Here is a 26,328-nt window from a genome sequence, read left to right as displayed (position 1 = left end):
TCATGCTCAAATCAAAGAGGTGCCGCCCGGCCGGCTACTCAGCGGCCTTCGCGGTCTTGCCGAACATCCGTGTCGGCGCAGCAAAGCCGCAGGAGTTGCCGTCGGTGATCTTGACCTGATCTTCCCAGGGCAGGCGGAAGCGGCCGGACACCATGTCCTGCATGAATGTGTAGGGGCAATCCATCGCGCCGCCCTTCACCGCGACATAGCCGCGGTGCCAAAGCTGATAGATGTTGTTCTCGACGCCCCAGTTGATCCGCGCCTCGCGTACGAGGTCAGGCCGCACCTCGGCGGTGATGATCTCGTCGGCCCGTCCCGTGGTGCCGTGCGCGATGATGCTGCCGTCGAAATTGACGATCATGCCTTCGCCCATCGAATCGAACGATCCATCCGAGCCGCACATGCAGACATTGGCCGTCACCATCAGGTTCTGGAACGCGTTGGCCTGGTTGGTGAAGCGCCAGCTGTCGCGGATCGGCGCGGTGTAGCCCGCCGTGCGGATCATGATCTCCGCGCCCTTGTAGGCGCATTCGCGCGCCATTTCCGGGAACATGCCGTCATGACAGATGATCAGCGCGATCTTCGCGCCCTTCGGTCCGTCGATCACGGGAATCCCGAGGTCGCCCGGCTCCCACGGCTCGACCGGAATCCACGGATGGAATTTGCGGTAATAGAGCTTGATCTCGCCGTGATCGTCGATGATCAGCCCCGAATTGTAGGGATTGCCGTGCGGGTTGAACTCCATGATGGAGAAGCAGCCCGAGATCTTGTTGTCGATGCAGGCCTTCTTGAAGGCCGCGACTTCAGGCCCGTCGAGCCGGCACATGATCTCCGGATTGGTATCCATCGAGAGCCCGTGCAGCGAATATTCGGGGAACACGACTAGATCCATGGTGCCGAGATTGCGTCGCGCCTTGCCGACCATCCAGACGATGCGCTCGGTCTGCCGTGCCAGATCGGCCTTGGTCGCCACCACGGGCAGTTGCAGCTGCACCAGTCCGATCACCACGCCGTTGGGTGATTTGTTGAGACCGCCAAGTCCATTCATGCCTGTCCTCCCGCTCATTTTGCCGCTTATTTGAAACGCGCTGTCATGTCGCGAACGATCGTCGTCCGGTCGGGCTCCCGCCTGGCAACGAACCAGCTAGCAACGATCATGCCAGCAAGGTCGAACGATGCGCAAATCAAGAAGGCGAGCGCGGCGTCATTGCGCAATGGCATGCGGTTTGCTTAATCAGGTGCGGATCTTCTCGCATTCGGGGCGTGCGTCATGGCGAATTCAAGCGGGACAATCGCGGCAGAGCCGGAGCCGATCACGATCGACTGGAGCAAGACCGCGCTCGTCATCATCGACATGCAGCGCGACTTCATGGAGCCCGGCGGCTTCGGCGAGACGCTCGGCAATGATGTCGGCCAGCTTGCCCGCGCGGTGAAGCCGATCGCCGCCGTCCTTGCGGCGGTGCGCGATGCCGGCTTGCTCGTGGTCCACACCCGCGAGGGTCATCTTCCCGATCTCTCCGACGCGCCGCCCGCGAAGCTCGAGCGCGGCGCGCCGTCGCTCCGGATCGGCGATCCCGGGCCGATGGGACGAATCCTGATCCGCGGCGAAGCGGGGCACGACATCATCCCTGAGCTCTATCCGCTCGACAGCGAGATCGTGATCGACAAGCCCGGCAAGGGCGCGTTCTACGCCACCGAGTTCGGCGACGTCCTGCAGAAATACGGCATCGAGAATCTGCTGGTGTGCGGCGTCACCACCGAAGTCTGCGTCAACACCACGGTGCGCGAGGCCAATGACCGCGGCTATCGCTGCGTCGTGGTCTCCGACGGCTGCGCGTCCTACTTCCCGGAATTCCACGAGATGGGCCTGAAGATGATCAAGGCCCAGGGCGGCATTTTCGGCTGGGTCGCCGATTCAGCCGCGGTGCTGGAGGCGCTCGCTGCCTAGAGCACGATGAGATGGGATGCGGACTCATTAATGCGTGAAGACAGTCCCGGGTCGTTGCGTTCAGTGCGGAAGAATGCGAGGCGTTGTGCCGAACAGTTGAGGCCTCGCGCCTAGCCCTTCGCGGCGGGTACGGGCGGCACAGGCAGAATGATTTCGGAAGCGACCTTCCAGTCGTTCCCAACGCGAAGCCAATTGATGATCATTAGAAACGGCCTGGCTGTACCATCCTGCCCCGCATAAGAGACCGTGATGTTCATCGGCACGTAGGACTCGGCGACGTCGCGCGTCAGGCCGACAATCCTGAGCTTCGAATAATCCGGCGCGAGCACGACCGGACCGGAGCTACCGATATCATGCAGCTTTTGATCAACCGCCTCGTTGCCCCAAAAGCCGGCCCAATTCCCTTCGGACTGGATCGCGCTCTTAGCCACCAATAGGGTCGAGGGCGATTGCCAGAACATCCCATGCAGAGCCTTGAAATCGTGGTTGTTGGCCAACTGCATCAGCCTGCCGAACTTCGATCTAATCGCGCTGAGGGTCACAGCATCCAGCGGCTCTTTCCTGACGGCGGGAGCAGACGCGACAGTCCCGGTGGCAAGAGCCGAGGCAGTGAGAGTGACAAGAAGTGTCTTGTACATGCAGGAATTTCCCTTCGCACGTCTTGCTCGCGTCATGACAACACCCGCCGCGTTCCGCGGGTTGGTATGAGTTACCCACTTCCACCGGCCGAAAACGTCATCAGGACGTTTTAGCTTGCACATTCGCGTAGCAAGGCTGTGATTTTCGCATCGAGATTTCGGGCGACGGCAAGGGCTTCCGAGCTGCCATAACGCAGCAGATAACTCTCCATTTTGTCATAAGAGACGTGCACGCCATCGGGACGCTCATCGATGAGCACAGTGACTGGAGCGTAGGATCCAGCATCGGGCACGTGCTTGACCATTTCTTTCATGATGAGTGGATTGCCGATCACAAGCCGTATGATCTTGGGCGTCTTGGATCCGGTTTCGCGACGTAGAATGTCGCCCAGGTCAAATTCCATGAAGAGCATAAGGTCCGTTCGGCCGAGGCCGCTTTGTACAACGCGCTCCAAATCCGGGAAGGATTTTGTCGCCCTCGTCTCCTTGAAAAATTCGACCATATTGGGTTGCCCGACCGCCGACTTGAGCGCGGCCACAACAGCGTCGAATGGTTTTGAGCTCGTGAGGCTGAAACGCTCCACCTCGACTTTGGCGATTGTCATTTGTTCTCCGTAACAACGCTCATGGATAAAGTGCCTCTCATGCGCCGGGTGTCATGCAGCCGCGGGCTGTGCATCGAGGAAGGTCCGGACGTGGCTGACGAACATCTCGTGGTGCTGAAACAGGGCGCCGTGCCCTGAATCGGGATAGAGGACCAGTTGAGCGTTGCTGAGTTCCTTGAACATTTCGTAGGCGTTGTTCGCGGGCAGCATGGTGTCGTGGCTGCCGCTGACCACAAGAGCGGGCTGACGGATGGCGCGCAGAATGGCGTGCTCGGGATCGGGTGTGGCGCACCAGGTGATCAGCGCCTTGGCCTGCGGATCGGTGACCGCGCTGCCGTTATCGGTGTCCCGATCGTCCTTACGCACCTTCGTCCGCTTCAGGAAGGCTAAGCCGGACGACCGGCTGGCGGACGAATTTGTGAAGAACAGCGGCAGACGGGGGTCCGGCGCATCGGTTTGCGAAAACGCTTCCCGCAGAACCGCCAGCAGGTGTTCCTCTCCGCCTTTCGGCGCGGTACCGACGAGGATGAGCTTGCGCACGAGCCGTCCGTGCTCGGCGGCGATCTGCTGGGCGATGCAGCCGCCGAGGGAAAAGCCCAGCAGGTCGACCTCAGAAAGACCGAGCAGATTGATGAAGGCGACTGCATCTCTTGCCATCGCTGCGATATTGTCGGGCGTTTGGCCGCTCGAGCGACCGACCCCGGCGTTGTCGAATGCGATTACAGGGCGATCGGTGGCGAGAGCGTTGACGACAGCGGGATCCCATGCATCGATGTTGCCCGAGAAGTGCTGCAGGAGAACAAGCGGCGTTCCGGTAGCGGGGCCGAGGCGGCGATAGGCGAAGCGGATTCCGTGGCCTTCGATGTAGAGGGTCGGCGCCGTCTCGAGCGTGGCGGCGTCCTGGCGCGCGATGTCGGGTTGAGTCATGTCATCCTCCGGATGCTTGGCATAAAATATTCGAGTGGGGGACCGGTGCGACGCAGCGACCGAGACCTTCCTTCGGGAGTCGCTGGCGCTTCCGCGGCCTTGGCTGGTTTTCGCCGTCGCGGTCCGATGAGTACTGAATTCTCTGAGCGAGCGTGCGCACTCCCGGCGCGACAGCGCCGGGAGCGGTACCGTCACTTCGAGAGCGCGGCCTTTTCGATGACCTCGGCAACTTGCTTCGCATGGACGACGAGCGAGGCATGGCTGCCGGCGACTTCCGTGGTCTGAGCCTTCATCCTGGCTGCGAACGACTTCTGGGCCTCGGGCGCGAGGACTTTGTCCTTCGTGCTGATGACATAGAACGTCGGCTTGTCGTGCCAGGCCGCAATGTCGACGGGGGCTTCGAACGCAACGTGATTCAACGGAAGCTGCGAGTTGGCCAGGTGCTCAGCGATTTCCGGAGGAAGGTCGGCCGCGACGGCTGACGGAAACACCTTGGGATCGATGTACAAATTGCCCTTCGCGTCGGGATGGATCGCATTGCCGCCTTCGGTCGGCGGGCCGGCCTTTGCCAGCGACGCCAGGGATTCGCCGACCTCCGGCGCGAAGGCGGAAACATAGACCAGCGCCGAAACCTTGGGATCGTTGCCGGCTTCCGTGATCACCACGCCGCCCCATGAATGGCCGACGAGAACGGTCCTGCCGTCCTGCTTCGCAAGCGCCTGTTTGGTGGCATCGACATCAGCGGCGAGCGAGGTGAGCGGATTTTCCACGAGCGTGACGCTGTAGCCCTTCTTCGTGAGAATATCGGCAACGGGCTGCCAGCTCGTCTGGTCCACGAAGGCGCCGTGCACGAGCACGATGTTGTGGGCTGTTCCCTTGGGCAGTTCGGCGGAATGGGCGGTGCCGACCAAGGTCGATCCGGCCAGGAGTGCGGTGGCGGCTGAGAGGAGGATATTTCGCATTGATTGTTCCTGTTGGCATGTCGGACGAACACTGTCCGGGGGACTGGACAGGCGTTTCCCAGCAAGGTCGCGGTTCTTCCATCTGCCGTTGGCTAAATGGTTGCCGTACGTGATGTCGGCCCGCCGCGACGTGACCTATTCCGCCGGCCGTTCGGACGATAGAGATCAATCGTCCGGATGTTGTGTCCTATCGTCCACCGGTCTAATCTCGGCGACATGGATATCCTCGCCCAAGTGCTCGATCGCGTTCGTCTCAGCGGGACGCTGCTCTTTCACTTCGAGCTCGGCCATCCCTGGCATCTTGAGTTGCCGGCGCGCCCCTACGCCCTGTTTCACTATCTCAGCCAGGGCTCGGCGACCTTCGCGCTCGAACAGGGAGAGGAAATCCAGATGACCGAGGGCGAGTTTGTCGTCATCACACGCGGAGAGCCCCACGTCTTTTATTCGGATCGCCGGGCCGAGCCGTTGCGGATTATGGATATCGATCGATCGTCGCCGCGTCTTGGCGTCGTTCGTCACGGCGGCCGTGCAAAGCCGCTCTCGACCATGATTTGCGGAAATTTCACGGTGTCACGGCCATTGTTTGGTAGCGTGCTGGAGCTACTTCCGCCCGTGCTCCTGCTGAAGCCGACGGCGGACGGTGGTTGGCTTGAAGCAATCTTGCGCCGCATGGTCAGCGAGTCCGCACTCGAACGTCCTGGCCAACGCGTCGCGCTTTCACGACTGACGGAAGTGCTCTTTGTCGAGGTGCTCCGAAACTGGATCGCGTCTCTCAGCCCCGGACAAGGCGGCTGGCTCGGGGCCATATCTGATCCGCATATCGGACCGGCGCTCAAGCTGATTCACGAAAACCCGGAGCGCCCCTGGACCCTGAGCGACCTTGGCCACCGCGTGGGGCTCGGCCGCTCGGTATTTTCCGCGCGCTTCACCAGGCTCGTCGGCCAGTCCATGCACCGCTATGTGATCGAACGCCGGATGGCGGAAGCAGCGTTCCTGCTGGAAACCAGCGACGAGCCGATCGCACGAATTGCGGGCCGGGTCGGTTACGAGACAGCGGCGGCGTTTTCGAAGCTGTTCCACCGGCATCACGGCCTATCGCCTGGCCGGTACCGAGCGGCTCGACGATCTGACGGCGGAGGAAGGCAAGGGGACGTTCAGGAAGCAGAAGTTGCCGAATGACCTTGGCCAAGATGTACGCTCATGGCCCCATAGATGACGGTCTGGATGACCCCTGAGAAATCGGCTCTCCGAAGAGAACCGGAAGTCCCTAGGTTCGGTCGCTATCGGCGGCTTTTGACCCTGAGCGGAAGTCGGGACCGCCACCATCTCGGGCCGCCGGACACCTGATGTTCGAGCAACGCAAGCTCCCGCCAATTTCATCAGCTGTCAGTGTGCCTTATTGTGCGAGTACGCCGCGTTGCTCCCATGGTCCCGGATTGAGAACCGCGCCGTTGACTTTGCCGGCTGCGTCTCTGACGAAGGCGATCCGCGTGTGATCGCCACTCTCGACCTGGAGTTCATCCTTTGAGCGGACCGCCACGGGCGTCGGCTGACCCTTGTCGAAATCGAGGATTGACCATTGGCCTGTTGCCTCGACGACGAGCTTGCCGTCTACGACACTGACTTGAAGCGCGACACTCTGCGCAGGAACCGCCTCCCGGGCAAAGGCAACAACGAGCGGACCGCTCTGCGTCGCGCGGATGATCTCGAACTTGATCGCGGCGTTGACCGGACCTGAAATCCGACGAAAGGCCGCCTCCAAGGTCAGGCCCTTGATCGACTTGTTGTCGATCGCTGTGATGAGATCTCCCGCCATGACGCCTGCTTTCGCGGCAGGGCCGGTGTCGGCCAATTTGATCACCCTGAGGCCATCGGTGCCCGCGATAACGGACTCAAGACCGGTCCAACCATTGCCGTCGGCGACCGAGGTCTGCCTGTCCAGCGAACTTGCAGACCCGCCGAAAACGTAACGTCCGACATATTCGGCGAGCGCGCCGGCATTTCCTTGCCCGGAGGCAACCGGCGCCGGCGCTTCAGGCACATTCAGCGCCGCATAGGGTAGGCGACGGATGGCGTCGAAATAGAAGCCGTTCTCACTGTGCTCGCTCCGCTGCATCATCATGATCAGGATCAGCTTCTGTGCCGGATCGATCGAGAAGAACGTGCCCCAGCTTCCCTGCCAGTTGAAGCTTCCGACTGCGCCCGGAATGTAGCTGAAATCGGGGCTGGTGCGGACTGCGAAACCGAGCCCCCAGCCCGTACCGAAGGCCGGACCGACTTCATGCCCCGCAATGTACATTTTGGGTGGCAGCGAATTCGTCGTCATCAGCCTGACCGTTTCGGGCTTCAAGATACGCACGCCGTCAAGCTCGCCGCCGTTGAGCAGCATCTGGCAGAAGCGCAGAAAATCAGGAACCGTGGAGACGATGCCTCCGCCGCCCGAGAAGAACGTCTGCGGCTTGCCGACGTCGCTATTCGCGAAAGGGGGTTGGGGCTGCGGCCCCGGCACGGCGACGAGACGGGCAAGCTTGTCCTGCGGTACCGAGAAGCCGCTATCGACCATATGCAGCGGCGCGAAGAGGCGGCTTTGCAGAAACTGATCGAAGGGCTGTCCCGACACGACTTCAATGACGCGGCCGAGCACGTCGTAGCCGATGGCATATTCCCAGACTTCGCCCGGCTGGTGCAGAAGCGGCAGGGCGCCGAGGCTCGCGACGAAGTCCGCGATAGGCTTGTCGCGCCGGAACGGCGCCCTGGCGCCGTACAGTACGTGAATCGCGGCATTCTCAAATCCGGGATCGGCGTAGTCCGGCGAAGCATAAACGAGGCCGGACGTATTGCGCAGCAGGTCCCGGATCGTCATCGCACGCTTCGCCGGTTCAAAAATATTCCGCGCAACATCCGAGAGGATCGAATCCCCGGTGACCGGATCCTTTTTGACGACCTGCATATCCCTGAGCTCCGGCAGATACTGGGCCACGGGAGCATCAAGGTCGAGCTTGCCTTCATCGACCAGTATCATGGTGGCGACGCTGGTGATTTGCTTGGACATCGATCCGATGCGAAAGATCGAATCCGGCCGCATCGGCATTTTCTTGTCGTGGTCCTCGAAGCCGGTGGCTTGCAAATAGGCGAGCTTGCCGCCCCGAGCGATCCCCACGACAAAACCGGAAGGATCGCCTTTTTCGCTCTGCGCTTCGAACCAGGAGGTCATGCGCGCCAATCGCCGCGCCGAAAAGCCGAGCGCGCCCGGGTCGCCGACAGTCTGCAAATCGTCGGCAAGCGCCGCCCCTGCCGGACAGAGTGTAAGCGCCGCCAGCACGGCCAATAGAACGACAAACCGCTGATTTCGCATGGGGAGCCCCGTTGGCGCAACTACTGCGAGGAAGGATCGCCATCAGTCTGTCGAATGTTTTCGATTCCTTCTCGCCGAATCCCGCAAACCGGCTGGCCGATTCCTCAACTCGACTGGCCGATCTTCAATCGATCGTTTACCGGGGCCGCATTTCCCGCCATGGCGAGGCGGCGAAATTCAGTTGGGGTTAAATTTGTCGCGGCCTTGAAGGCGCGGTTGAACGGCCCGATCGACTGGAAACCTGTGTCCATGGCAATTGTCAGCACCGGGACTTCTACTTGTTCGGGGTCGACCAGCGCTGCCTTGGCTTCCCCGATCCGGTAATGATTGAGAAACGCATTGAAATTGCGGTAGCCGAGGCCCTCATTGATGAGCTGCCGCAACCGGTAGTCCGGCACGCCCAACTCGGCGGATAGCAATCCAATCGTCAATCGCTCACGCCGGTAGATACGCTCGACGGTCATTAGCCCGTCTTATTCGTCAGAGTGCGCCTGAGAGGCTGGCGAGCGTGGTGTAAAGCGCTGATGCGGCGTAGGATTCGGTTGCAAAGCCAACCCCATCACCTCAACCGCGAACGCCAGGCCCGCCATGACCGATGATACGATTCTGCCCTTCTCGTTTCCAGCCGTTCACGCCAAGAAAGTCACAGCTGCCTTCGATGGCGGTCGGCTGACCTCGAACGGGGGCGTGATGCTTCTGGCGATGGCCGAGCGGCGTCTCGGCTTGGCCGACAATTTGGCCCGGGTGTTCCCGGATCGGCGCGATCCGACGCGGGTCGTGCACAGCCTTGTCGATATGTTCCGCGCGCGCATGTTCGCGATCTGCTGCGGCTACGAGGACGCCGACGACCTCGATCATCTGCGGTCCGATCCCGCATTCAAGCTGGCCTGCGGACGGCTGCCGGACACGGGTCGCGATCTGTGTTCCCAACCGACGCTGTCGCGGCTGGAGAATGCTCCGCGCCTGCGCGACGTGATCCGACTGACCTACACTTTGGTCGACGCATGGATGGATAGCTACCCGCGCGAGCCGGCATCCGTCACGCTCGACATCGATGATACCTGCGATGTCGTCCACGGCCATCAGCAGCTCTCGCTGTTCAACGCTCATTATGACGAACGCTGCTTCCTGCCGATCCACGTCTACGACACGGAGAAGAGCCGGCCCGTGGCGGTCGTGCTGCGGCCCGGCAAGACGCCGGGCGGCGTCGAGGTGCGTGCCCATCTGCGCCGCCTGATACGGCATATCCGGACGCGGTGGCACAACACGCGAATCACGTTCCGTGGCGACGGGCACTATGCCCGGCCGGAGGCCATGGCGTGGTGCGAGACCAACGGCATCGACTACATCTTCGGTCTGTCCGGCACCAAGCCGCTCGCCAGAAAACTCGACGAGGCCGCCGACGACATCCGCACGCGACGCGCCATCGAGAACCTGCCGGTTCTGCGTGGCTATACCGAGACGCGCCACAAGGCCAAGTCCTGGGATCGCGAACGGCGTACCGTCGCCCGTATTGAGGCGACGATGCTCGGCCTCGACATCCGTTTCGTCGTCACCAGCCTCGATGTCGGCTCGGCCGAGTGGATCTACGACAGCCTGTATTGCGCGCGCGGCCAAGCCGAGAATCTGATCAAGCTGCATAAGACACAGCTCGCCTCCGATCGCACCAGCTGCCGTTCGGCGCTCGCCAATCAAGTCCGCCTCGTTCTCCACACCGCCGCTTATTGGCTGATGCTGACCGTGCGCGACGCGATTCCCAAAGCCCGGGAATTGGCCACAGCCGAGTTCGCGACGCTGCGTCTTCGTCTCTTGAAACTCGCTGCCCGTGTGGTCGAGACCACGAGCCGCATTCGCCTTGCGTTTGCCGCGGCCTGTCCCGAAGCCGACCTGATCCGCGGCTTGCCAGGCGCGCTGCTGCCGCTCGGTCCTTGACCGGCGGGGCGTCCGCCCCCCGTTCGCCCAACCTACACCTCAAGCGCGTTGCAAAGTACGGGTCGGTCAGGCGGTGAAAAGCCGAAGGCAATCCCGCGCGCCTCGTCAGAGCAGATGTGCGGCCACATCAATCGGACTAAAAAAAGCACTCTCACGAATAGGACGGGTTAGCTGTTCCAACCGGCGCAAGAGAGCCGGTTCAATCGTGGCAGGCTTGCTCTGATCGTCAGACGCCTTGGCTGGCGCGCCGAAGCGGACATTTGTCGCGGGCAGCAGGATCGAACCTCCTCGCGTCCCCGCTTCTAGCAGATTCCATGCGCTCAAGCCGACCAACACGAACAGAGCGAGAACGTTGGCGACGCTAGTCATGGAAAAAGTGGGATTCGAGGGCTGCTGCAAGAAGCTCAAGTAAGAGTTGAGAACGATTTGGGCCGACGCCCCTATCAATACGACCAGCCGGAGCCCACGCCGGCCCTGCATCAGGTCCGCCGGCCAGGTGACAAGCGCCTGCGCTACCGCCAACAACGTTAGGCCGAGAGAGGTGAACGACAGCGTGCGTTCGATCGCAAGCTCGAGCGCGGCCGATCGTGTGATGCCGCTGGCGTCCAGCCATTGCGCGACGACGACGGCTGCCCACAAGACGCCATGCCAGAACCGCGGGACGAAATCATCGTCGAAGGCAGCACGCGCCCATAGCCAGAACACAACACAGTTCGCGCTGGACAACGCCAGTAGCAATAGGCCCCACCACGCAAACGGCCGCGGGAATGTCGGCGTCGAGCAGATCATCGAAGCCGCGGCGCCGATCGCGAGCGCGGCTCCCAGCAGTGCGGCAGTGCTGTCACGGCGATCGCGCAGCGCCAGGGCTGCGATCAGCAGACACAGTGCGACGACGGCGCCCCGTAACCCTAGATCGACCGACATCAAACCGTTGGTGCCCACGATCGGAAATACTCCGAATGCCATTGTTGAGCCGCGTAGGCTCGCTCATACGCCCTGGGCGCAACTGATGTCGAGTCGTCAGATAATCTCGAAGCGGCTACGAACTGAAAGAGCCCCGATCCGGCTCAGAAGTTGATGTCCGAAAGCCAGCTCGCAATGGCCACTTCGGGTTTTGGCCCGGCTCGGACCTTCCGCGATGTGCGCCTTTGGGCAGCTGTTGGAGGATGAGCGGACATCACACTGCGCCTTTCTCGGCTTCCCATTTTATGAGTACACGACCTGGGCTGCGGCCGCGAATAAGGCGCGTTCCCTCTCCCGCCTGCGGCGTGGAAGCGTCAGTTGCAGAAGCCCCCAAATGCCATATGCGATAGCCTTGGGGCGACGGGACGTTTGCGCAATTTCGGAATATTAGAAGAATGCCCCTGAGTTGCCCGACCTGTCAAGTTGCTTGGTCGAACGCTGGCCGCCGCCGGCTACTTTGCATGGGGTTGTTTTCGATATTTTGCCAGCGCCCCCCGCGGCGGCCCCATAACTCATATTGCTCTAGCCGCCTTTCACCGCGCCCGCGGTGAGCCCGGCGACGATCTGCCGTTGCGCCAGCACGGTGAGCAGCAGCACCGGCGCGGTCACGATCAGCGCGGCGGCGGCGAGCGGGCCCCAGCTCAGCTGGTCGAACGAGATCATGTTGTAGACCGCGACCGGCAGCGTGCGGGTCTCGCGCCCGGCCAGCACGATGCCGAACACAAAATTGTTCCAGGAAAAGATCACAGCGAGGATGAAGGCGACCGCGAGCCCGGGCCTGGCGATCGGCAGCGCGACATGGCGGAACACCTGCCAGCGCGTGGCGCCGTCGATCAGCGCGGCTTCCTCCAGCTCCAGCGGCGTGGTCTCGAAATAGCCGATCATGATCCAGATCACGATCGGCACCGTGACCACGAGATGGATGATGATCTGCGGCACCAGCGTGCCGAGCAGGCCGAGCCACTGGAACAGCAGGAACAGCGGGATCAGGTAGGACAGGCCCGGCGTGATGCGCGCGATCAGGATCACGATCGCCGACTTATGTGCGGCCATCCGCGCAATGCCGTAGCCGGCGGGCACGCCGACCAGCATCGCAAGGCCCGTGGCGCAGCCGGTGACAACAAGGCTGTTGGTGAAATAGGTCAGGAAGCGGTTGGAGGCGAACACGTCGGCGTAGTTCTTCCAGGCGAAATGCTCCGGGATGAACACCGGCGGATAGGAGGCGTTGTCGATCTCGAATTTCAGCGACAGCGAGGCCATCCAGAGGAAGAACAGGATCGCCGGCGAGACGATGACGAACACCGACAGCCACAGCCCGATCCGGCCCAGAATCTGACGCGGGTTCATGCGCCGTCTCCGAGCTCTGATGTCCACAGCATGCGCTTGCGTAAGTAAAGCAGCAGCGCTGCCAGCGCGACGATCAGAAGGAAGAACACCACCGCAATCGCCGAGCCGTAGCCGAGGTCGTAATAGACGAAGGCGACGCTGTAGAGATAGACGTTGATGGTTTCCGACGCCGAGCCCGGGCCGCCCTGCGTGATCGCGAAGATGATGTCGAAGCTTTTCACCGCATCGATCATGCGGATCATGCCGGCGATGAACAGGAACGGCATGATCAAAGGCAGCGTGATGAAGCGGAACACCTGCCAGAAATTGGCGCCGTCGATCTGCGCGCTCTCATAGGGCTCGGTCGGGATCGCGGCGAGGCCGCCGAGCACGATCAGCATCACCAGCGGCGTCCATTGCCAGGTCTCGACCAGCACCAGCGACGGGATCACGGTCGCCGGGTTGAACACCCAGAGCTGCGGCGGCAGGCCGACCAGCGACAGCAGGTAGTTCAGCACGCCAAGCTGCGGGTGGAACATCATGGTCCACACCAGCGCGATCGCCACCGGTGTCGCCATCATCGGCATGATGAAGATGCCGCGCCAGAAGCCGCGCGCGGCGAATTTCTGGTGAAACACCACCGCCGCCAGCGTGCCGAACACCAGCGGCAGCAGCACCGACAGCGCCGTGTAGGACAGCGTGTGCCCGACCGCCTCGACGAAGCGCGGATCGGTCGGCAGCCGCAAATAATTGGCGAGGCCGACGAAGATGGTAGGCGAACCGACCTTCCACTCCTGCATGCTCATCCAGATCGTGAACACCCATGGAAAGATGATCACCGCCAGCACCACGACGAGCGCCGGAATCACGAACGGCCAGTAGGACGGCGGACGCCATTCACGCGCCGGCGCGGCATCTCCAGAGCCTCCGGCTCTGGAGTCTTGCTTTGACGCGTTTTCTTCACGCGAACCGGTACCCACTTCGCTTGAAAACGCTTTGGCCTCCGCCGCCGACTCAGCCTGTGTCACCACGCTCACGCTTTTTCGCTGCGCTCCAGGATCGGGCGGAATTGCTCGTGCGCCTTCTTCAGCTCGGTGGCGGGATCGGCGCCCGACAGCGTCGCGGTCAGCGCCGCACCGACGATGTCGCGGAATTCGGCGACCGGGATGATGACGGGCAGGCCGAGCTTCGAGATCTTGGCGGAGTCGATCACCGATTGCAGCCATTCCTTGGTCTTCACGCCCTTGGCGACCTCTGCATCGTCGACGATGGAGTTGCGGAACGGCACGCCGCCGCCGGCTTGCAGCAGGCGGGCGCCTTGTCCCCGCGAGACCACCCATTGGCAGAGCAGATAGGCGGCTTCCTTGTTCTTGCTCGCCGCGGCGATGCCGATGCCGTCGCCATAGGTCGAGGAGAACTTGCCCTTGGGGCCGGCGGGCACCAACGTGTAGCCGACCTTGCCGACGACGCGCGAGGCGGCGGGATCTTCCAGCGGCGGCGCCCAGCCGTCGGCATCGATCCACATCGCCGAGCGTCCCTGCGTGAACGAGGCCATCGACTCCATCCAGTTGAAGCCGGCGACGCCGGGCGGCGCGGATTTCGTCAGCAGCCGCTGATAGAGCTTTGTCGCCTCGATCGCCTCGGGGCCATCGGTCAAAATGTTGCCCTTGGCATCGAGGAATTCGCCGCCAAAGTTCAGATAGAAGTTGGTCCACATCGCCATGTTGGCGTTGCGCAGGCCGCGGCCGACGAAGCCATAGATGCCTTCCTTCGGATCGGTCAGCTTCTCGGCGGCGACCGCCATCTCCTCCAGCGTCTTGGGGACCTCGACGCCCTTCTTCTGGAACAACTCCTTGTTGTAGTAGAGGATGAAATAGTCGACCGACCACGGCAGCGAGAACATCTGGCCCTTGTCGTTGCGCGCATATTGCAGGCCGGCCGCGGAGAAATCGCTTTCGGCGAGATCAGGCGGCGTGAGGCTCGGGTCCTTGAGATAGCCGCTCATATCGGCGAGCCAGCCGCCCTTCTCGAACTGCCGCTTCTGCACGTGATGGCTCAAATGAACGACATCGAAGCTCGGCTTGCCCGAGGACAGCTCGATCACGCATTTCTGGCGCTGCTGCTGCTCGGGAATCTGCTCCGACTCGACCTTGATACCGGAAAGCTCGGTGAATTCCTTGATGTACTTCTGCAGATTGTCGCCGCGCGGCCCCTTGGCGAGGATCACCTCGAGCGTGGTGCCGGAATATTTCTTCCAGTTGACCTCGGCGCGGGCTGGAAATCCGGTCAATCCAACCGCGCCGGCGGCGGCGGTGCCGGCCAGCATCTGCCGGCGCGAGATCAGGTGATACGACATGTTTCTCTCCCAGGACGGTTCTTGTTTGGGAGGGATACTAGTACCCAGAATCAGAGCTGAGTGATACGGCGGCCTTTGAAACGGCGTTGACGGACCTTTTTCTTGGTCCAGACGAAGGGCTCGGCTCTGTCGTTGTATGCGTTGACGTAGGCATCGATGTGCTCCTGAAGCTGCGTGAGGCTTGTGAAGGAGGTGCCGCTGAGCGACTGCCCCTGCAAGATCGAAAACCATACCTCGACCTGATTGAGCCAAGACGCACTTGTCGGCGTGAAATGAAATTGCACGTTGGGGTGGGCCTTGAGCCAATGCTCGTTCTTCTTGTGGGTGTTGAGGTTGTCGAGGATGACGTGAAGCTTCCGGTTCGGAAAAGCCGCGGTGACGCTGTTCATGAAGTCGAGAAACTCGACGCGGCGTCGGCGTTTTGAATGCGCCGCGATGATCTTTCCGGTGGCGACTTCGAGCGCCGCAAACAATGTTGTGGTGCCATGCCGCTTGTAATCGTGGCTCTGGCCGGTCAAGGCGCGGCCATTGGGCAACTTCAGATAACCCTGCGCTCGCTCCAAAGCCTGGATCGAGGGCTTCTCGTCCACGCACAGCACAATGGCCTTCGCGGGCGGGGCGACATAGAGGCCGACAACATCGGCGGCTTTGGCCGTAAAGTTCGGGTCGTTGCTCTCACACCAGGACTTACGAGCCGCGAGGTCAATCTTGTGGCTGCGCAGGAACCGCCAGACATATTGGACGTCAACATCGCCCAGCGCCCCGGCCAGCAGGGGCCCGGTCCAGCGTGCGAACCCGTCCGGCGGCGGCTTGTCCAGCAGCTTCAGAATCCGCTTGTCGGTGGCCTTCGTATAGATTGGCTGCTTGCCCGGTCGCGGCTTGTCTTGCAGCCCTTCAAGGCCTTGGTCGGCATAGCGATGCCGCCAAAGGCTGACAATCCGCGGCTGGACCCCAACTTCCTTGGCGATCGACCGAGTGCTGCGTCCATCCGCCGCCAACAGAACTATCCGCGCCCGCTTCAAATCGCGCTGCAACGTCACCGGGGAGCGGCAACACGCCTCAAGCACCTTGCGATCTTTCCTCGAAAGGTGGACTTCTCTTGCTTCGGGTATCATCCCGACCTTGAATCACGACTCACGCTTTAAGAACAGTAGGTACTAGCGTGTGAAGTTCGTCTGCCTAGTCCCCACATGCGCGGCGCTCTCGCATGCCGCTGCGCCGCGCATGGTATGGCAGCTATGCCTTGACGAAGGCGAGCAGGGTGCCGTTGCCGGCGGCCGGCGGGACGGTGATGCTGCTGCCGCTCTTCACGCCGGTTGCGGCCAGTGCTTTCTCGGTCGCCGCCAGGTCGGCCGCGATCACGAGGCCGGCGCCGCCGCGCTCAGGCAGCCCATCCAGCGATACGCCGGGGTAGCGCTTGCCGAGTTGATCCCTGGTCAGGAACACGAAGTCAGCGCGGTCGCCGCCGGATGGCACCGCAACGGCGCCGTCGGCATCGTGCCTGACTGCGATATCGATCATCTTGGAGAGATGCGCGGCATCGGTCGCGGGATCGGGCGAGACGATCAGCACCTGCTTGAGGCGTTTTGCCCCATTGGCGTGCGTCATCAATTCGGGAATCCACACCGTCTCGCGCGTCTTGTGCTGGCAGGCGAAGATGCGGACGCCGCCCGGCGCTTCCGCGGTCGGCCACTGGAAGGTGCGGAATTTCGCCGCGGAGACGGTGCCGTTCGGCAGCGTCACCGGGCGTTCGAAATCGGTCGGCCCGATCGGCGTGTAGCCGCGGGCGCGGATCTCCTCGGCACCGGCAGCGGAATCCACCGCGGTGAATGCGATGCGTTCGATGCCTTCGCCGCGCTTCTCGAGGAAGGCGCGCGCCGGAGCATTGTGTTCTGTCGGCGTCAGCACGCCGAGCAATTCCATGTAATCGGGATCGAACATGATGGTGTAATTTCCCGATCCCATATGCGCGCTGTGGGTGCCGCGCGGCGACACGGTGAAGCCGAGCCGCTTGTAATTCTCGGCGGCCTTGTCGAGGTCCTTGACCATGACCACGGCGTGATCGATTCCGATGACGTTCTTGAGTGCCACTTCTTGTCTTCCCGGCTGGAATGAGGGATTGGCTTTTGTTTTGACGCGTTTTCTTCACGCGAACCGGTATCCACTTCGCTCGAAAACGCTATAAATCTAACCAGAACGCGCAGGCCCCCGCAAGAAAGGATCATGATGAACAGCAATGCCGTGCGCTGGCCCAATTCGCTCTGGGCAGCAGTGACGCCGCCCGGCCCCGATTGCCCCGAACTGACCGGCGCGCAGCAGGCTGATGTCGTCATCATCGGCGGCGGCTTCACTGGTCTATCGACCGCGCTGCATCTGCGCGAGGCCAATGTCGACGTCGCGATCGTCGAGGCCGCCGAGCCGGGCTGGGGCGCCTCCGGCCGCAACAACGGCCAGGTGATTCCGACGCTGTCACGCCCCGATCCCGATGACATCATTGCCAGGCATGGCGCGGCCGGCGAGCGCTTCGTCGCGATGCTGCGCGACAGTGCCGCTGATCTGTTCGACGTCGTCAGGCGCTACAGCATCGCGGCCGAGCAGGAGCAGGCCGGCTGGGTGCAGCCGGTGCATTCGCTGGGCCGCATCAAGATCGCGGAGCGGCGGGTGCAGCAATGGTCGAAATTCGGCGCGCCGGTCGAACTGCTGTCGCGCGATCAGACCAGGGACATGCTCGGCTCGGATTCGTGGTACGGCGGCTTCTGGAACAGGAGCGGCGGTCACGTCAATCCGCTGGCGCTGGCGCGCGGCCTTGCGCGCACCGTGCTCGGCCTCGGTGCGCGTATCTACGCCCGTTCGCCGGCGCTCAGTTTCGAGCGCCGCGGCGATCGCTGGGTGGTGAAGACCGAGCAGGGCGAAATCTCCGGTCGCGCGCTGGTGGTCGCGACCAATGCCTATAGCGGCGAGTTCGCGAAATCGCTGGTGCCGGAGATCGCAACCGAGGTGATGCCGGTGCTGTCCTGGCAGATGGCGACCCAGCCGCTGTCGGACAATGTTCGCAAGACCATCATCCCCGCCAGGCAGGCGATGTCGGACACCCATGGCGAGCTGTATTTTGCGCGCTACGACGCCCGCAATCGCTTCGTCACCGGCGGCGCCGTGCTCGGCCCGGGAGACAAGACCGGGCGGCTCAAGGCGCGGGTGGCCGAGCGGTTGCAGCTGATATGGCCGCAGATCGGCGACGTCTCCTTCGACTATGTCTGGAACGGCTATGTCGGGATGACGGCGGATTTCCTGCCGCGCATGCACCGGCTCGGACCGAACGCCTATGGCTGGACCGGCTGCAACGGCCGCGCTGTCGCGCTGACGATTCCGCTCGGCCGCGAATTGGCGCGGGCGGTACAGGGCATGCCGGAAAGCGAGCTGGCGCTGCCGTTCACGGAGCCGGTGCAATACATGGCGCATGGATTGCTGCGCAAGCTCGCGCCCTGGATGCTGGTGCTCTATCGGCGCCGCGATGCGCAGGAGCTGATCAAGCGCGATCGCTTCGAATTGCTGCGCTGGGCGGAGTATTTCCTCGCCTCGCGCCGGTCGCGGTGACGCGGATCAACGTCGCGCCAAGCGCGCGAGATATAGAGCATGGAGGGGCCAGCCGCCCGAGATGAGGACTGGTCAGGCAACACCGTGCTCCGAAGAATGGGAGCCCAAACTGGTCCGGTGGAACGCCGCGATCACGAGGATTCCGCCGTTGGCGGATAGCGTTGTGGAAACCCCGACGCGACGCAGGCATTATTGCCATATACCGATTCCTGGGAGGTGGGCATGGCGAGGAAGCGCATTGGTATTCTCACGGGCGGCGGAGACGTCCCCGGCCTTAACGCGGTGATCAAGAGCGTGACTTATCGCGGCAGCGAGGACGACATCGAGGTTGTCGGTCTCCGCCGCGGCTGGGAGGCCCTCACACACCTGAACCTCGACGACCCGGCCAGCAAGTCCCATTACATCATCCCGCTGAACCGCGAAAACACGCGCGTCATCGACCGGCGCGGCGGCACCGTGCTGCACTCGAGCCGCACCAATCCCTCCAAAATGAAGAAGTTGCCCGATCATCTCGCGGGCCACGACTTTCCGGTTTCCCAGAGCACCAAGGGTGGCATCGCAACCACGACGTGGGACCTCACCAGTGAGGTGCTGGCGAATCTCGCGGGGCTCGGTATCAGAACATCTGATCGCCATCGGCGGCGACGATACTCTCAGCTACGCGGACAAGCTCAACGGGCGAGGCGTCAAGATCATTGCCATCCCGAAGACGATGGACAACGACGTTCGCAACACCGAATACTGCATCGGCTTCTCGACCGCGATCACCCGTGCCAGCGATGCCATCCAGCGCCAGCGCACCACCGTCGGCTCGCACGAGCGAATTGGCATTTTCCGCGTCTTTGGTCGCGATGCCGGCTTTACGGCACTCTATACCGCATACGCAACCTCGATCCGATGCGCCATACCGGAGTACAAGGTCAATCTCGACAAACTGATCCAGCTTCTCCTCGATGATAAGCACCGCAACCCAAGCAACTACGCGCTGATCGTGCTCAGCGAGGGCGCCGAGTGGGAGGGCTACAAGGTGCAGGAATTCGGCGAGCCTGACGCCTACGGTCACCGCAGGAAGGCGAGCGTGGCCGAAGCGTTCGCGGACGAGATCAAGCGGCGCACCGGCGAGGAGACCATCGTCTCTGACCTCACCTACGACCTGCGGTCAGGCGATCCGGACTTCATCGACAAGCTTGTGGCGCTGACGTTCGGCAACATGGCTTACGATGCAATCCTGGAAGGCAAGACCGGCCTCATGTCGGCGCTGGTCGAGGGCCGCTACGACCTCGTGCCGATCCCTGACGCCAAGCTCGGGCCGCGCAAATTGGACGTCGCAAGCGCGTACAACACGGAGCGCTACCGTCCTCTCTATTCCAACAAGCGGGGCTTGCCGATCTTTCTCAACCGCGCTTTCTAGCGCGGCAGGTGGTAACCCCATCGAGCATGGCTGGCCATTCCGAATGTGTCGTTGGCGCGCATCGACACAAGCCGGCAGCGGGGCCATAATCCCGCGTGGATCCTGCACAGGGAACCTGTCGCACCACACAACGTTCTTTTTGCGAATGAGCGCGCCGTCGCCGGCGCAGCGAGCGCCGAGGCGAAGGCGCTGAGCTGCGGTCGGAGGGATGCTCATGAAACTCACAATTTCGGTCATCAAGGCTGACATTGGCTCCGTTGGGGGCCATACGAAACCATCTGCGCGCATGATGGCGGCTGTCGAAGGGGAGGTCGCGAAAGCGATCGACAACGGTCTCCTGATCGACGGTTTCGTCCGCCATACCGGCGACGATATTGCGATTATCATGACACACACGCGGGGCGAAGGGAGCTCCGAGGTCCATCAATTCGCCTGGAAGACGTTTCTCGCGGCCACTGCGGTTGCGAAGACCTCCGGGCTCTACGGCGCCGGCCAGGATCTTCTCGTCGACGCCCCTTCCGGAAACGTTCGCGGCGCGGGTCCGGCCGTCGCCGAACTCAGCTTCGACCACAGCCTCTCTGGCGCGAGACCCGCGGAGTCCTTCATGGTGTTCGCCGCCGACAAATGCGGCCCTGGCGCCTACAACCTGCCGCTCTATCTGGCCTTTGCCGATCCCATGTATTGCGCCGGGCTAATGCTGCCCCCGATGATCAAGGGCTTCCGTTTCCATATCATCGATATGGACAACACGGCCGGCGACAGCGTGATCGAACTCGATGCGCCCGCGGACGGCTACCACATTGCGGCGCTGCTTCGCGACAACGAGCGCTTCGGCATTGATCGCATCGTCTCGAAAACCTATGGCGAGGTCGCCGTCGCCGTTTCGGCACAGCGCCTTCACTCCATCGCGGGCAAGTACACCGGCAAGGATGATCCGGTCGCGATCGTCAGGAACCAGGGCATTTTCGCGGCGCCCGAAGAAATCATCTCGCCATTCGCCAAGGCGCACTTCGTGGGCGGCGATGCGCGCGGCTCGCATGTGATGCCGCTCATGCCCGTGCCGCTCAACACCCCGGTGACGGGGATGTACTGCCTGCCGATCGTTTCCTGCGTCGGCTTCTCGGTCGACCGGGACGGGAAGTTTTCGGAGTCTTATACCGATTTCTTTGACAACCTTGCGTGGGACGAGGTCCGCCAGCGCGCCCAGCGCAAGGCGATCGAGATGCGCAGCCAGGGCTGGTCCGGTGCCGCGATGCTACCCTATTCCGAGTTGGAATATGGCGGCTTCCGCGACACGGTATCCGGATTGCTAAAGCGCTTCCGGCTGCGCGAGGAGTCCAAGCCACAAGCGGCGGAGTAGGGCCGCGCGTGCCCGGCTACACGGTTGCGGTGTCGTGCTCGCGCGCGAACGCGCCGCCGGGGATCGCCGCGAGCAGCGCCTGGGTATAGGGATGCTGCGGTTGGCCGAACACCTCGGCCGTCAGCCCTTGCTCGACCACGGCGCCGTCCTTCATCACGGCGACAAGATCGCAGATCTGCGCGGCAACCCGCAAATCGTGGGTGATGAAGATGATAGAGAGGCCAAGCTGCTGGCGCAGCCCGGCAAGCAGCTTCAGCACCTGTGCCTGCACCGAGACGTCGAGCGCCGAGACCGGCTCGTCGGCGACCAGCACGTCCGGCTTCAGCGCCAGCGCCCGCGCAAGCCCGATGCGCTGCCGCTGCCCGCCGGAGAATTCGTGCGGGAAGCGGTCGCCGGCGGATGGGTCGAGGCCGACCAGTTCGAAAAGCTTTCGTGCTTCCGCGATCGCCGTGGTGCGGTCGGTGCCGTGCACGATCGGTCCTTGCGCCACCAGCTCGGCCGCCTTGCGGCGCGGGTTGAGCGAGGCGAACGGATCCTGGAACACCATCTGGATGTAGCGGGTCTCGCGGCGTACTTCCTCGCGCGTCAGCTTCGCCCAATCCTTGCCGTCGAGCACGATCGAACCGGTGTCGGGATCGATCAGCCGCACGATGCAGCGGGCGAGCGTCGATTTGCCCGAGCCAGACTCACCGACGATGCCGAGCGTCGCGCCGCGTGGCAAATGCAGCGAGACGTTCTTGACTGCTTCGGTGACCCGCGCGCCGCGGCCGAGGAAGCCGCCGGTGCGGTAGGTTTTGGAGACGCCGTCGATGGTCAGGATATCCTTGCCGGAAAGGATACGCGGCGGCGGCGCCTTCAGCGGCGGAACCGCTGATATGAGTTGCTTCGTATAGGCATGCTGCGGATCGTTCAGCACCTTGTCGGCCGCGCCTTGCTCGACGATCACGCCGTGCTGCATCACCACGACGCGGTCGGCGATCTCTGCGACCACGCCGAAATCATGGGTGATGAACAGCACTGCCGTCTTCTTGCGCTGCTGCAAATCACGGATCAGTTTCAGGATCTGCGCCTGCGTCGTGACGTCGAGCGCGGTGGTCGGCTCATCCGCGATCAGAAGTTTGGGATCGAGCGCCAGCGCCATCGCGATCATGGCGCGCTGGCGCTGGCCGCCGGAGAGCTCGTGCGGGTAGGCTTTTGCGGCGGCCCTGGGATCGGGGATGCGTACGTCCTCGAGCAGCGCTTGCACCCGCGCAGCGATCTCGGCCTTGGACAGGGCGGTGTGGATCGCAAACATCTCGCCGATCTGGTCGCCGATGGTGCGCAGCGGATTGAGCGCCGTCATCGGCTCCTGGAAGATCATCGCAATCCCGGCGCCGCGCACCTCCCGCATCGCGGCGCTATCTGCGGCGCAGAGGTCGCGGCCGTCGAACAGCATCCGGCCCTGTTCGATGGTCACCTCGTTTGGCAGCAGCCGCATGATGGCGTTCGCCATCATCGATTTGCCGGAGCCGGATTCGCCGACCACGCAGAGGATCTCATTCGACGCAATCGACAGGGAAACGTCGGAAAGCGCATGCGGCCGGTCGGCGCCTTTGGGCAGGCGCACCGTCAGTCCGTCGAGCGAAAGGACCGTCTCGTTCATCGGCTCTTCAGCCTCGGATTGAGCGCATCGTTGAGGCCTTGGCCCACCAGCGACACCGCGAGCACGGTGACCAGGATCGCAATGCCGGGGATTGCCGAGACGTACCATTGCACGCGGAGCACATCGCGGCCGAGCCCGATCAGGTTGCCCCAGGAGGCGACGTTGGAATCGGACAGCCGCAGGAACGCCAGCGCGCTTTCCAAGAGGATCGCGACCGCCATCACCACGCTGGCATAGACGATCACAGGTGGCAGTGCGTTGGGCAGGATCTCGCCGAGGATCAGCTGGACGTCCTTCATGCCGAGCGTCTTGCCCGCCTGCACGAATTCGCGGTTGCGCAGTGACAGGAATTCGGCGCGGGTCAGCCGCGCCGGCGCCGGCCACGACACCACGCCGACCGCAATTGTCTCCGTGGTCAGCGTCGAGCCGAACACCGCGACCAGCACCAGCAGCAGCACGAAGTTCGGCAGGGTCTGGAATGCCTCGGTGATCCGCATCAGCACATTGTCGACCCAGCCGCCATAATAGCCGGCGAAGGCGCCGACCAGGATGCCGATCAGGATCGCGATCACGGTGGCGACCCCGCCGATCAGGAGCGAGATCCGCGCGCCGTAAAAGATTTGAGCTGCGATGTCGCGGCCGGAATTGTCGGTGCCGAGCAGGAAGCGTGGGTTGGAAAACGGCCAGACCAGCGGCCGGCCCGCCAAAGCGAGGGGATCCCGCGGATAGAGAATGCCCGCGCTAACAGCCATCGCGATCACGAGCAGCAGCAGGATCAGGCCGATCACCGCGGCCGGGCTGCGGAAGTAGCGTTTCATCGCGTCCATCGTCAGCCCTCCGCCGCGATGCGCGGATCGAGCCGCGCGTAGAGCAGGTCGACGACGAAGTTCACGACGATGACGAGCAGCGCGGACACGAAGACGATGCCGAGCAGGGTGTTGAGGTCGCGCTGCACCACCGATTCATAGGCAAGCCGGCCAAGGCCGGGCAAAGAGAACACGCTCTCCACCACGACCGAGCCGCCGAGCATGGTGCCGGCCTGCAGTCCGATCAGCGTCACCATCGGCAGCAACGCGTTGCGCAGCACGTGGCGGGTGATGACATGTGTCTCGTCGAGCCCCTTGGCGCGGGCGGTGCGGACGAAATCGAGGTTCAGCACCTCCAGCATCGAGGCCCGCATGATGCGCAGATAGATCGCGAGGAAGATCAGCCCGAGCGTCAGCGTCGGCAGCACCAGATGGGCGGCGATATCGAGCACGCCCCGGATTCCGGTCTGCACCGTGCCGATATCCTGGAAGCCGCCGGATGGCAGCCATTGCAGATAGACCGAGAACACCACGATCGCCATCAGCCCGAACCAGAAGGAGGGGGTGGCGTAGAAGATCAGGCCGAGGGTGGAGAGCATGGTATCCGGCCAGCGGTTGACGCCACGCGCGGCGATCACGCCGAACAGCAGGCCGAAGAAGAACGCGAACGACAGCGACGCTGTCATCAGCAGGATGGTCGGCGGCAGCCGTTCCAGGATCACGGTCGCCACCGGCTTGCCGTAGATCGAGGAGAAGCCGAGATCGAGCCGCACCAGCCGCCACAGATAGTTGGCGAGCTGCGCCGGCACCGAGAGGTCGAGCCCGTAGAACTTGCGCAATTCCTTTGCAGTCGCGGCATCGCCGCCGCCCATCTGCGCCATCAGCGCATCGACGGTGTCGCCCGGCGCCAGCTGCAACAGCAGGAACACGCCGATCAGGATCAGGGTCGGGATCGAGGCGGCAAGCCGCCGCCCCGCAAGGCTCAGGATACGCATCGGCTATCTATAACGATTTCGAACGAAGTGGACACGGGGGCGCGTCGGATTGGGCTCTGGCCTCTCGCTTACCTCGCCCCGCTTGCGCAGGGCTGTCCGGGGAAATTCAACCATAGCAGAGTTCCATCTGGTTGAGGGGCGTTCTGCATTTGCGGCGGCTAGGGTTGATTGGCGGAGGCTTGTCGATGCTGGCGAAGGCTCGCCGGGTGAACAGGAACTGGCTGACGAGTTCGGCGAGCCTGAGCGGCAGCATTTTGATGCAGTTGGTCCGCGCGGCAATGCGCAACAGTAGGTAGGCAATCATCGCAGCAAGCACTTGCAGGCGGATTGCATTGTCGTTGGTGCCGAGGAACTTGCGGATGTCGAGGTGCTGCTTGATCCAGCGGAACAGCAGTTCGATCTGCCACCGGCTCTTGTAGAGGGCGGCGATCTCGACGGCCGTTCGGGTCGTATCGTTGGTGAGAAGCGTGATCACGCCGCCGTTCTCCCGCCTGACCTTGATGCGCCGCAGCGGTATCGGCAAACGCGAGTCGCCCTTACTGGTGAGCTTCACCTCGTCGTCGACGATGATCCTGAAGCCGTCCCCCTTGCTGTTGCGGATGGTGCGATGCCTGACCGCGCGTAGCCGGATGCTCGTCTTCGGCCGGGTCACGAAGAAAGCCTTGCTATCATTGATCTTCTGCCACCAGTCGAAACGGCAATATCCCTTGTCGAACACGTAGGTTGTGCCGGCCTGGATCGGAGTCTGGCGACCGATCTCGATATCGTTGACGTTGGCAGCCGTCACCTCGACGCACTTCGGGATATCGCCCTTGGGATCGTAGACCACGTGCAGCTTCATGCCGCGGATGCGGCCGTTCCACACCGCCCAGGTGCAAACTTTGCCAAGCGGGATCGGACTGGCGTCGATCAGGCGCACCATCTCCTTGCCTTCGCCCCGCAACTGCCGGCTTGCCATCGCCGACAATCGTGCAAAGGTTTGCGCAAAAATGCTGGACGGGCGGCGGGTATTGGCATCCGACAGCGTCGAGCGGGACAACCTGCCGGTGCCCAGATGATAGTGATGCTGAGGATTGGCGTTGAAGCCGGTCACCACGGCGCGCAGGCTGTTGTTCCCGCTCAACTGCGCATAGATCAGCGCTACCAGGTGATCCCAGCTCTTGAACGACTTGTCGTAGGCATCCCCGTCCAGACGATCCACAGCCGTCTGAAACTGCCGCCGATTGATCGGTTCAAGCAGCCTACTAAAAATGCTATCGTGAAATCGCATGCTCGGCCTTCTGTGTCTCGACAACCAGAAAAGACCGATTTGCCTCGGTTTTGCCGAGCATGCACCGCGACACAGTGAATCATTCCCCGGACAGCCCTGCCGCTTGCGGGGAGAGGTCGGATCGCATGCAGCGAAGCGAAATGCGATCCGGGTGAGGGGGTACAGGTCTATCGTAGATTAATCCGGCGGAGAGAGCCCCTCACCCTGACCCTCTCCCCGTGAAGAACGGGGAGAGGGA

22 protein-coding genes and 2 pseudogenes are annotated in these 26,328 nt (G+C 62.7%); 7 read left to right on the top strand and 17 right to left on the bottom strand.

Annotated elements, in window-relative coordinates; genetic code table 11:
• Nucleotides 1–34: 34 nt before the first annotated feature.
• Nucleotides 35–1,048 carry a formamidase gene (locus HAP54_RS46175; protein ID WP_166298000.1) on the bottom strand — a complete coding sequence of 338 codons (1,014 nt, stop codon included), beginning with the start codon at nt 1,046–1,048 and terminating at the stop codon, nt 35–37.
• A 222-nt stretch (nt 1,049–1,270) separates the two neighbouring features.
• Here HAP54_RS46175 and HAP54_RS46170 point away from each other — a divergent pair, with 222 nt between their 5' ends.
• Nucleotides 1,271–1,948: a cysteine hydrolase family protein gene (locus HAP54_RS46170; RefSeq protein WP_166297999.1), complete on the top strand. Its 678-nt coding sequence runs from the start codon at nt 1,271–1,273 to the stop codon at nt 1,946–1,948.
• A 110-nt stretch (nt 1,949–2,058) separates the two neighbouring features.
• Here HAP54_RS46170 and HAP54_RS46165 read toward each other — a convergent pair whose 3' ends face one another.
• The 4 genes from HAP54_RS46165 to HAP54_RS46150 all read right to left on the bottom strand — a co-directional run bounded on the left by HAP54_RS46165 (nt 2,059) and on the right by HAP54_RS46150 (nt 5,080).
• The gene (locus HAP54_RS46165; protein WP_166297998.1) at nt 2,059–2,586 is read right to left on the bottom strand and encodes a hypothetical protein; all 528 of its coding nucleotides are present in this window, start codon (nt 2,584–2,586) and stop codon (nt 2,059–2,061) included.
• 110 nt (nt 2,587–2,696) lie between these two features.
• Nucleotides 2,697–3,191, bottom strand: a complete 495-nt coding sequence (locus HAP54_RS46160; RefSeq protein WP_166297997.1) for a DUF302 domain-containing protein — start codon at nt 3,189–3,191, stop codon at nt 2,697–2,699.
• Between the two features lie 51 nt (nt 3,192–3,242).
• On the bottom strand, nt 3,243–4,118 hold the full coding sequence (locus tag HAP54_RS46155) for an alpha/beta fold hydrolase (RefSeq protein ID WP_166307136.1): 876 nt from the start codon (nt 4,116–4,118) through the stop codon (nt 3,243–3,245).
• Between the two features lie 191 nt (nt 4,119–4,309).
• A complete protein-coding gene (locus tag HAP54_RS46150) occupies nt 4,310–5,080 on the bottom strand; it encodes an alpha/beta fold hydrolase (protein ID WP_166297996.1) in 771 nt (256 codons plus the stop codon).
• A 216-nt stretch (nt 5,081–5,296) separates the two neighbouring features.
• Between HAP54_RS46150 and HAP54_RS46145 the strand changes: the two genes are divergently transcribed.
• Nucleotides 5,297–6,259 carry an AraC family transcriptional regulator gene (locus HAP54_RS46145; protein WP_166297995.1) on the top strand — a complete coding sequence of 321 codons (963 nt, stop codon included), beginning with the start codon at nt 5,297–5,299 and terminating at the stop codon, nt 6,257–6,259.
• Between the two features lie 217 nt (nt 6,260–6,476).
• Here the strand turns inward: HAP54_RS46145 and HAP54_RS46140 are convergent, their stop codons facing one another.
• Both HAP54_RS46140 and HAP54_RS46135 read right to left on the bottom strand, forming a co-directional pair.
• On the bottom strand, nt 6,477–8,435 hold the full coding sequence (locus tag HAP54_RS46140; RefSeq protein WP_166297994.1) for a serine hydrolase domain-containing protein: 1,959 nt from the start codon (nt 8,433–8,435) through the stop codon (nt 6,477–6,479).
• Nucleotides 8,436–8,539: 104 nt separating this feature from the next.
• A pseudogene (locus tag HAP54_RS46135) lies at nt 8,540–8,908 on the bottom strand (helix-turn-helix domain-containing protein); the annotation flags it as partial.
• Nucleotides 8,909–9,023: 115 nt separating this feature from the next.
• Here HAP54_RS46135 and HAP54_RS46130 point away from each other — a divergent pair.
• Complete coding sequence (locus tag HAP54_RS46130; protein WP_166204320.1) at nt 9,024–10,367, top strand: IS1380-like element ISBdi2 family transposase; 1,344 nt, start codon at nt 9,024–9,026, stop codon at nt 10,365–10,367.
• Between the two features lie 105 nt (nt 10,368–10,472).
• On the opposite strand, the gene HAP54_RS46125 is transcribed toward HAP54_RS46130, so the two are convergent.
• From HAP54_RS46125 to HAP54_RS46100, 6 genes are all read right to left on the bottom strand, one after another.
• Nucleotides 10,473–11,309, bottom strand: coding sequence for a hypothetical protein (locus HAP54_RS46125; protein ID WP_166297992.1), 837 nt, complete (start codon nt 11,307–11,309; stop codon nt 10,473–10,475).
• A gap of 543 nt (nt 11,310–11,852) precedes the next feature.
• Complete coding sequence (locus tag HAP54_RS46120) at nt 11,853–12,677, bottom strand: carbohydrate ABC transporter permease (RefSeq protein ID WP_166297991.1); 825 nt, start codon at nt 12,675–12,677, stop codon at nt 11,853–11,855.
• Nucleotides 12,674–13,525 carry a carbohydrate ABC transporter permease gene (locus tag HAP54_RS46115; protein ID WP_224741504.1) on the bottom strand — a complete coding sequence of 284 codons (852 nt, stop codon included), beginning with the start codon at nt 13,523–13,525 and terminating at the stop codon, nt 12,674–12,676. The genes HAP54_RS46120 and HAP54_RS46115 overlap by 4 nt, the downstream gene beginning before the upstream one ends.
• Before the next feature lie 164 nt (nt 13,526–13,689).
• Nucleotides 13,690–15,012 (bottom strand): ABC transporter substrate-binding protein, encoded by a 1,323-nt coding sequence (locus HAP54_RS46110; protein WP_166297990.1) that lies wholly within the window; start codon nt 15,010–15,012, stop codon nt 13,690–13,692.
• Nucleotides 15,013–15,062: 50 nt separating this feature from the next.
• Nucleotides 15,063–16,127, bottom strand: a complete 1,065-nt coding sequence (locus HAP54_RS46105) for an IS630 family transposase (RefSeq protein ID WP_166204319.1) — start codon at nt 16,125–16,127, stop codon at nt 15,063–15,065.
• Between the two features lie 121 nt (nt 16,128–16,248).
• A complete protein-coding gene (locus HAP54_RS46100) occupies nt 16,249–17,103 on the bottom strand; it encodes a VOC family protein (RefSeq protein ID WP_166297989.1) in 855 nt (284 codons plus the stop codon).
• Nucleotides 17,104–17,238: 135 nt separating this feature from the next.
• On the opposite strand from HAP54_RS46100, the gene HAP54_RS46095 reads away from it, so the two are divergent.
• The 4 genes and pseudogenes from HAP54_RS46095 to HAP54_RS46080 all read left to right on the top strand — a co-directional run bounded on the left by HAP54_RS46095 (nt 17,239) and on the right by HAP54_RS46080 (nt 21,377).
• Complete coding sequence (locus tag HAP54_RS46095; protein ID WP_166307132.1) at nt 17,239–18,606, top strand: NAD(P)/FAD-dependent oxidoreductase; 1,368 nt, start codon at nt 17,239–17,241, stop codon at nt 18,604–18,606.
• 222 nt (nt 18,607–18,828) lie between these two features.
• Nucleotides 18,829–19,044 (top strand): annotated as a pseudogene (locus HAP54_RS46090) (6-phosphofructokinase); the annotation flags it as partial.
• A 145-nt stretch (nt 19,045–19,189) separates the two neighbouring features.
• Nucleotides 19,190–20,017 (top strand): 6-phosphofructokinase, encoded by an 828-nt coding sequence (locus tag HAP54_RS46085; RefSeq protein WP_312022775.1) that lies wholly within the window; start codon nt 19,190–19,192, stop codon nt 20,015–20,017.
• A 214-nt stretch (nt 20,018–20,231) separates the two neighbouring features.
• Nucleotides 20,232–21,377 carry a fructose-1,6-bisphosphatase gene (locus tag HAP54_RS46080; RefSeq protein ID WP_166297988.1) on the top strand — a complete coding sequence of 382 codons (1,146 nt, stop codon included), beginning with the start codon at nt 20,232–20,234 and terminating at the stop codon, nt 21,375–21,377.
• Nucleotides 21,378–21,393: 16 nt separating this feature from the next.
• Here the strand turns inward: HAP54_RS46080 and HAP54_RS46075 are convergent, their stop codons facing one another.
• The 4 genes from HAP54_RS46075 to HAP54_RS46060 all read right to left on the bottom strand — a co-directional run bounded on the left by HAP54_RS46075 (nt 21,394) and on the right by HAP54_RS46060 (nt 26,090).
• Nucleotides 21,394–23,019, bottom strand: coding sequence for an ABC transporter ATP-binding protein (locus tag HAP54_RS46075; RefSeq protein ID WP_166297987.1), 1,626 nt, complete (start codon nt 23,017–23,019; stop codon nt 21,394–21,396).
• Entirely contained in the window at nt 23,016–23,846 is an 831-nt protein-coding gene (locus tag HAP54_RS46070; protein WP_166297986.1) for an ABC transporter permease, read from the bottom strand. The genes HAP54_RS46075 and HAP54_RS46070 overlap by 4 nt, the downstream gene beginning before the upstream one ends.
• A 2-nt stretch (nt 23,847–23,848) precedes the next feature.
• Nucleotides 23,849–24,820 (bottom strand): ABC transporter permease, encoded by a 972-nt coding sequence (locus tag HAP54_RS46065; protein WP_166297985.1) that lies wholly within the window; start codon nt 24,818–24,820, stop codon nt 23,849–23,851.
• A gap of 106 nt (nt 24,821–24,926) precedes the next feature.
• The gene (locus HAP54_RS46060; protein ID WP_166297984.1) at nt 24,927–26,090 is read right to left on the bottom strand and encodes an IS4 family transposase; all 1,164 of its coding nucleotides are present in this window, start codon (nt 26,088–26,090) and stop codon (nt 24,927–24,929) included.
• Nucleotides 26,091–26,328: the final 238 nt, after the last annotated feature.

This window comes from Bradyrhizobium sp. 2S1 (genome assembly GCF_011516625.5).
Taxonomy (GTDB): domain Bacteria; phylum Pseudomonadota; class Alphaproteobacteria; order Rhizobiales; family Xanthobacteraceae; genus Bradyrhizobium; species Bradyrhizobium septentrionale.
Note: the sequence above shows the minus strand (reverse complement) of the source record. Positions and strands in the feature narration are given on the sequence as shown.

Coding starts and splice junctions, on each gene's coding strand:
- HAP54_RS46175 (WP_166298000.1), bottom strand. CDS start 1,048: ATGAATGGACTTGGCGGTCTCAACAAATCACCCAACGGCGTGGTGATC.
- HAP54_RS46170 (WP_166297999.1), top strand. CDS start 1,271: ATGGCGAATTCAAGCGGGACAATCGCGGCAGAGCCGGAGCCGATCACG.
- HAP54_RS46165 (WP_166297998.1), bottom strand. CDS start 2,586: ATGTACAAGACACTTCTTGTCACTCTCACTGCCTCGGCTCTTGCCACC.
- HAP54_RS46160 (WP_166297997.1), bottom strand. CDS start 3,191: ATGACAATCGCCAAAGTCGAGGTGGAGCGTTTCAGCCTCACGAGCTCA.
- HAP54_RS46155 (WP_166307136.1), bottom strand. CDS start 4,118: ATGACTCAACCCGACATCGCGCGCCAGGACGCCGCCACGCTCGAGACG.
- HAP54_RS46150 (WP_166297996.1), bottom strand. CDS start 5,080: ATGCGAAATATCCTCCTCTCAGCCGCCACCGCACTCCTGGCCGGATCG.
- HAP54_RS46145 (WP_166297995.1), top strand. CDS start 5,297: ATGGATATCCTCGCCCAAGTGCTCGATCGCGTTCGTCTCAGCGGGACG.
- HAP54_RS46140 (WP_166297994.1), bottom strand. CDS start 8,435: ATGCGAAATCAGCGGTTTGTCGTTCTATTGGCCGTGCTGGCGGCGCTT.
- HAP54_RS46130 (WP_166204320.1), top strand. CDS start 9,024: ATGACCGATGATACGATTCTGCCCTTCTCGTTTCCAGCCGTTCACGCC.
- HAP54_RS46120 (WP_166297991.1), bottom strand. CDS start 12,677: ATGAACCCGCGTCAGATTCTGGGCCGGATCGGGCTGTGGCTGTCGGTG.
- HAP54_RS46110 (WP_166297990.1), bottom strand. CDS start 15,012: ATGTCGTATCACCTGATCTCGCGCCGGCAGATGCTGGCCGGCACCGCC.
- HAP54_RS46105 (WP_166204319.1), bottom strand. CDS start 16,127: ATGATACCCGAAGCAAGAGAAGTCCACCTTTCGAGGAAAGATCGCAAG.
- HAP54_RS46095 (WP_166307132.1), top strand. CDS start 17,239: ATGAACAGCAATGCCGTGCGCTGGCCCAATTCGCTCTGGGCAGCAGTG.
- HAP54_RS46080 (WP_166297988.1), top strand. CDS start 20,232: ATGAAACTCACAATTTCGGTCATCAAGGCTGACATTGGCTCCGTTGGG.
- HAP54_RS46075 (WP_166297987.1), bottom strand. CDS start 23,019: ATGAACGAGACGGTCCTTTCGCTCGACGGACTGACGGTGCGCCTGCCC.
- HAP54_RS46070 (WP_166297986.1), bottom strand. CDS start 23,846: ATGGACGCGATGAAACGCTACTTCCGCAGCCCGGCCGCGGTGATCGGC.
- HAP54_RS46065 (WP_166297985.1), bottom strand. CDS start 24,820: ATGCGTATCCTGAGCCTTGCGGGGCGGCGGCTTGCCGCCTCGATCCCG.
- HAP54_RS46060 (WP_166297984.1), bottom strand. CDS start 26,090: ATGCGATTTCACGATAGCATTTTTAGTAGGCTGCTTGAACCGATCAAT.